General features: G+C 50.3%; 6 protein-coding genes. 3 read left to right on the top strand and 3 right to left on the bottom strand.

All coding sequences use genetic code 11. The features are described 5' to 3' along the window. A partial coding sequence (locus VMC84_RS01555; RefSeq protein ID WP_325377460.1) for a site-specific DNA-methyltransferase occupies nucleotides 1–776 on the bottom strand: 776 nt, incomplete at its 3' end. 120 nt (nucleotides 777–896) lie between these two features. On the opposite strand from VMC84_RS01555, the gene VMC84_RS01550 reads away from it, so the two are divergent. Beyond that, on the top strand, nucleotides 897–2159 hold the full coding sequence (locus tag VMC84_RS01550) for a GAF domain-containing sensor histidine kinase (protein WP_325377458.1): 1263 nt from the start codon (nucleotides 897–899) through the stop codon (nucleotides 2157–2159). A gap of 200 nt (nucleotides 2160–2359) precedes the next feature. Further along, a complete protein-coding gene (locus VMC84_RS01545; RefSeq protein WP_325377456.1) occupies nucleotides 2360–3328 on the top strand; it encodes a tetratricopeptide repeat protein in 969 nt (322 codons plus the stop codon). A gap of 90 nt (nucleotides 3329–3418) precedes the next feature. Here VMC84_RS01545 and VMC84_RS01540 read toward each other — a convergent pair whose 3' ends face one another. Continuing rightward, a complete protein-coding gene (locus VMC84_RS01540) occupies nucleotides 3419–3706 on the bottom strand; it encodes an AbrB/MazE/SpoVT family DNA-binding domain-containing protein (protein WP_325377455.1) in 288 nt (95 codons plus the stop codon). Nucleotides 3707–4148: 442 nt separating this feature from the next. Here VMC84_RS01540 and VMC84_RS01535 point away from each other — a divergent pair, with 442 nt between their 5' ends. Continuing rightward, nucleotides 4149–4520, top strand: a complete 372-nt coding sequence (locus VMC84_RS01535; protein WP_325377453.1) for a nucleotide pyrophosphohydrolase — start codon at nucleotides 4149–4151, stop codon at nucleotides 4518–4520. 49 nt (nucleotides 4521–4569) lie between these two features. Here the strand turns inward: VMC84_RS01535 and VMC84_RS01530 are convergent, their stop codons facing one another. Continuing rightward, complete coding sequence (locus tag VMC84_RS01530; protein WP_325377451.1) at nucleotides 4570–4842, bottom strand: hypothetical protein; 273 nt, start codon at nucleotides 4840–4842, stop codon at nucleotides 4570–4572. Between the last annotated feature and the right edge of the window lie 381 nt (nucleotides 4843–5223).

The raw sequence follows: 5223 nt of genomic DNA, 5'->3' as shown, positions 1-5223 counted from the left end.
GTGCCGCTGCCGATGAACGGGTCCAGGACGACGTCGCCTTCAAAGGTGTAGAGCTTGATGCAGCGGGATGGTAGCTCGACCGGGTAGGGCGCAGGATGGCCGATTTTTTTCGCCGACTCCGAGCCAAAGGACCAGACGCTCTTCGTGTATTCTAAAAACTCTTCTTTAGATATCGTAGACGCTTTATCGCCGGGGGCCCGCGAATATCCCTGCTTTGAGAATACGAGGATGTACTCGTGGACGTCCCTGAGCGTGGGATTTTTCGCCGACTGCCAGCTTCCCCAGGCCGTGGACGTGCCGGCGGCAGAGGCCTTATTCCAGATGATTTCCCCGCGCATCAGGAAGCCTATCTTGAACATATCTTCCGCGAAGAAGGCGTGCAGGGGCAGGTACGGCTTGCGCCCGAGGTTAGCGACGTTCAGGCAAACGCGGCCTCCGGGCACGAGCACGCGGTAGACCTCCGCCCACACCCGAGACAGGAAAGCCCGGTACTCATCCAGCGTCAGGTCGTCATCGTACTCTTTGCCGACGTTGTAGGGCGGCGACGTGACCATTAAATGGACGCTGTTATCGGGCAGCTCCTCCATGCTCTCGCTGGAATGGCAAAAAATCTTATCAAGGCTCATAGCCGGTACCGGGTTCTCTGTATAGTCGACCTTATCGTCGGCCTTGAGGCCCTCGTAGATCCGGCCGCCATAGAACTTCGACGAGTCGTGGCTGTGCCGGCCCCCGGAGCCGAAGGCGCTCGTCTCGGTACCATTGGCCTTGCGCTTCATGACGGCTATATGTATAAGAATGAAGCTTTATCCGTCTTTCGATAAGCTACCGCCATTCCCCATTAATTTTTATATGCGTTTTTATATCCGCGGGTAAATCTATTCTCGGGGTTAGACGGGATGATGGGAAAGCAGGAAGACCGGGGCAGTCTTCAGAAACAGCTTGACAGCGCGAACGAGTCGCTGCAGGCCGTGCTCGACATCGGGATGAGCGGCTACGACGCGGCGGACGCCGAAGAGCAGCTCTACGAGATCCTCCAGACTCTCATCGATCTTTTTAAGGCCGACGCGGCCGTTCTGCATATCCGGGAGGGCGATAATCTGGCCTCGTTCATGGCGCTGGGGACCGGCGAGGAGGAGACGCAGCGTTTCACCGTGCCGATAGGCCAGGGGTTCGAGGGTAAGATCGCTGAAACAAAGCGGCATATCTACGTCCAGGACGCCCAGGCGGACCCGATCGTGATAAACCCTTACGTAAAGCGTGCCGGCATTCATTCGACCCTCGGCGTCCCCATGCTCTACGGCGGCGAGGCCATCGGAGTGCTGCACGTCGACTGGCGGAGCACGCATTTATTCAGCGAGCTGGAGCTGGAGATACTGCAGGTCGCGGCGGAGCGCTGTTCATCGGCCATTGCCGTGGGCCGGCTGTGCGAGCTGAACCTGGACATGAGCCGCCAGGCGTCGATGTACCTGGACATCATCGAGCACGACCTGAAGACCTTGAACAAGATAATGCTCGATGACCTGGAGACGGTCCTGTCGATACCGGGGCTGGACCGGGATGCCCGGGATACCGTGAAGGGCGTGAAGCGGGACGTGGAAGAAAGCGAGACCATCGTCGATAACGTCCGTATCCTGCACCATACTCTAAGTGAGGACCTGCCGGTCGAGACGCTGGACCTGGACGGCCTCATCGAGGAGGCCATCAAAGACGTGAGCTGGCCGCAGACGAAGAGCGTGAATATCCACTATACACCGCTGATGGGCCGGATGGTGAATGGCAGCGCCGTGCTGGAGGACGTGTTCTATACGCTCATCAACAACGCCATTATGTGCTCCCGCGGCGACGTGACTCTGGATATCAATGTGGATAAGGTTAACATCGATATGCAGCCTTACTACACGGTCTCCATCATCGATAATTCCCAGGAAATACCCGATGATACGAAGGATGAATTGTTTACGTTTCACCTTGGTATCACGCAGGCGCATGGAAAAGCGCTGCCGATGTTTCTGGTTAAGCTGGTGCTGGATAGGCTGGGCGGGGATATTCGCGTGGAGAACCGTGTGCCGGGGGATTATAAGAAGGGTAGCGAGTTCGTGATCACTTTGCCCGCGATCGAGGCGCAGGCGGTGCCGGAGCCGGAGCCCGTTTATCCTTAATGTTAAATATAGTGCGTGCTCATTTTTTAAGCTTTCAACTTTCGTATTGTACTTCATTTTCACATTTGTTCTGTTATCAAGTCTATTTAAAATTCACATATTAAATGTCCACATGAACATGGCTCTATGTATGATATATATAGGATTATAGAAAAAGAGACTTAAATAATAACGACAAATAAGTATAGCAATTGGTCTTTATGGTTAAACGCGCGACTAAAAAATCACCGGATATAACGAATGAAAAACTCGAAGACGCCGTAGCTCTTATCGGTAAGGCACAGATAAACATGCACATGGGCAACTTCGACATGGCGATAGAGAGCTTCAAAGAAATGCTAAAGATCAATAAAGAGTATGCGCCCGCGCATTTCGGCCTGGGGCTGGCATACAACGAAACGGGCGACACGAAGAACAGCATAAAAGAGCTTAAGGCCGCAGTAAATCTGGACCCGAACTCGGTCGAGCCCAGGACGTCGCTGGCGCTGGTCTACCTGAACATGGGGAAGACGAAGGACGCACAGCGGGAGCTGGAAGGGGCCGTGAAGGTCGACAAGAAAGATACGGAGTCGCGGTTTTACCTGGCGAACGTCTATTTCATGAACGGCAGGAACGACGAGGCCGTCGCGACGCTCAAGGAAGCGCTCAGGATCGACCCGAAGTTCGCCGACGCGCGCTATAACCTGGGCATCTGGTACCTGGAGACCGGCGAGCGGAGCAAGGCCATCGATGAGCTGCAGCGGGTCCTGAAACTGGACCCGGATGACCTCGACGCACGCAGGAACCTGGCGAGAGCCTATATCGGGCAGGAGAAGTACGGCCTCGCCCGCGAGCAGCTTGATATAGTGCTACTTGAGTCGCCAAAAGACCAGGATGCCAGGGACCTGATGGATGATCTCGATAAACAAGAATCATTTGATATGAAAGCTTTAAAGGAGAAACAGAAAGCAATGGTAACAAAGAAAGTTGTGAAGAAGACGGCGAAGCCAAAGACGGCCGCCGTTAAGGGTAAAGTGGTGAAGAAAGCCGCCGTTAAGGCGAAGCCGGTCAAGAAGACGGCCGCGGTTAAGGCCAAGCCCGTCAAGAAGACGGCCGCGGCGAAAAAGCCGGTCAAGAAGGCAACTGGTGTAAAAGCTAAGCCTGCTGCTAAGGCAAAGGCGAAGAAATAATCATTAAATTATTTATCCTTTTTCTTAATTTTTCTTTTCGCTCAAGATAAATAAAGGGCAAGTGCATTAAGAAACTAATCAAATATTAACTCATGATATTGCTTCGATGACCAGTTTCTTATCCTTAACAGCGAACTTCACTCTGGTACCTTCTTTTATCCCAACGACTTCTGCCAGGTCTTTTGGTATTCGGATTGCAAGGCTTCCGCCGATCTTGAATGTCTTTCTATTGTAATATTGATACAGCTCTTCGTAGGCTTTCATGTCCAGCCATTCATCCTGGCATTTGGTACATACTTCGACCTGGGCATATAACCCCTTTTCAATTTCCCTTCGCTCTTTTTTCATGGGCGTATTGCATATCGGGCATGAGCTCATTTGCATTCCTCAACCGTTATTAAGTATAGGATATTTTCTCTTATCGTACATACGAATTGTATTTTGCAACCACCGACGTAGCTTTCTAGTATGCCAATGTTGCCATCTTTTTCGAAATGCTTGATGATCTTTGCGGTTTTGATATAATGCTCGGCATCTATCACATCTAATTTAAATCGTCTGATCAACGCTTCAGCAGCATGCATTATTATACTAATGGGGATATTGTGAATATCATGCAAAGCATATCCCCTGTATATATAAGTATATCTTTTTCCAATAAATAAATAATTGGCTTATATTATCACGACCTTTAACTGGGTAGAAATTAAATAACTTAAATACAAAATAATGTAATTAATAAATAGTGTATGCGTATCTTGAAAATAATCTCGAAAATGCTATAATGCTATGATACCAATTGGATGTGAGATTGATAATTATGCTTAATGATTCGACTACCGCTATTTTCGACCTGAAATCCCAAGTCCAGGCCTTTTGCGAGGCCCGTGACTGGGACCAGTACCATAATGCCAAGGACCTGGCCATCGGCGTGAGCACGGAGGCCGGGGAGCTGCTGGACCTGTTCCGCTTCAAGTCGCCGGATGAGGTGGAGGCGATATTCCACGATGCCCGGGGGCGGGAGGAGGTCGAGGATGAAATAGCCGACGTACTGTTTTTCTTATTAAGGCTGGGGCAGAAGTACGATATCGACCTGACGAAGGCGTTCGAGAGGAAGCTCGAAAAGAACGCCGCTAAGTATCCTGTAGAGACGGCAAGAGGCTCGAATAAAAAATATTGTAAGTGGACCTAAAGCCCTACGATTCTATGGCCTGATCGACCGTTTTTCTTACCGGAGAGGATTAACCTACTTTCGGCGGGGGATGCATTTGCGGCGGCGGAGTAGCCGTTAGCGTTGGCACGGGCACCGGGGTTAGCGTTGGTTTCCATGGCCAGGGAATGGCGGGAAATGCCGGGACGGAGGGCCGTGCGGGCGGGCTCGGGATTGGCGGTAAGTGGCCGTAGTTCTGGTTCGGGTTATATGATATGCCCGACTGGCTGGACACTGGCTGTATGGCTAACGCCATAGCGAGCACGAATAAGGAAAGCAATAAAGCTATGATCTTGTTACTCATGTTTTGCCTCGTTTTAGGTTATTTCAAATGCATTATCTAAACTTTTTTCAAAATTATAATTAAAAATATAGCGGTTTGGGGAAGTGTCCTATTTTTTTCTTGCCTTTTTCCCGTTATGCCGTCTCGGAGTGTACTTAACCATAGGGGCCGGTAGTTCCGTGTTTGTTATGTAATCGTTTGTCCTTTGTTTGTGTGGTTCGCTGATTTGTCCGGTTTTTCAACACGAAAACACGAATTATTTTTTAGTCCCACGTAAGGGGCACGAACCACACTAAAGTGGATGCTTTCACGTCAAAACACGAAACAACCTCCCAAAGGCACGGACCCCACTAAATTATTTGAAACACTAGAGAAAGCATATTAAATAAATTATAAGGGTCA

This window comes from Methanocella sp. (assembly GCF_035506375.1).
In the GTDB taxonomy this organism is placed as follows: Archaea; Halobacteriota; Methanocellia; order Methanocellales; family Methanocellaceae; genus Methanocella.
Note: the sequence above shows the minus strand (reverse complement) of the source record. Positions and strands in the feature narration are given on the sequence as shown.

Excerpts from the sequence above, each read along its gene's own strand:
- VMC84_RS01550 (WP_325377458.1), top strand. The coding sequence starts at position 897 with ATGATGGGAAAGCAGGAAGACCGGGGCAGTCTTCAGAAACAGCTTGAC.
- VMC84_RS01545 (WP_325377456.1), top strand. The coding sequence starts at position 2,360 with ATGGTTAAACGCGCGACTAAAAAATCACCGGATATAACGAATGAAAAA.
- VMC84_RS01530 (WP_325377451.1), bottom strand. The coding sequence starts at position 4,842 with ATGAGTAACAAGATCATAGCTTTATTGCTTTCCTTATTCGTGCTCGCT.
- VMC84_RS01535 (WP_325377453.1), top strand. The coding sequence starts at position 4,149 with ATGCTTAATGATTCGACTACCGCTATTTTCGACCTGAAATCCCAAGTC.
- VMC84_RS01540 (WP_325377455.1), bottom strand. The coding sequence starts at position 3,706 with ATGAGCTCATGCCCGATATGCAATACGCCCATGAAAAAAGAGCGAAGG.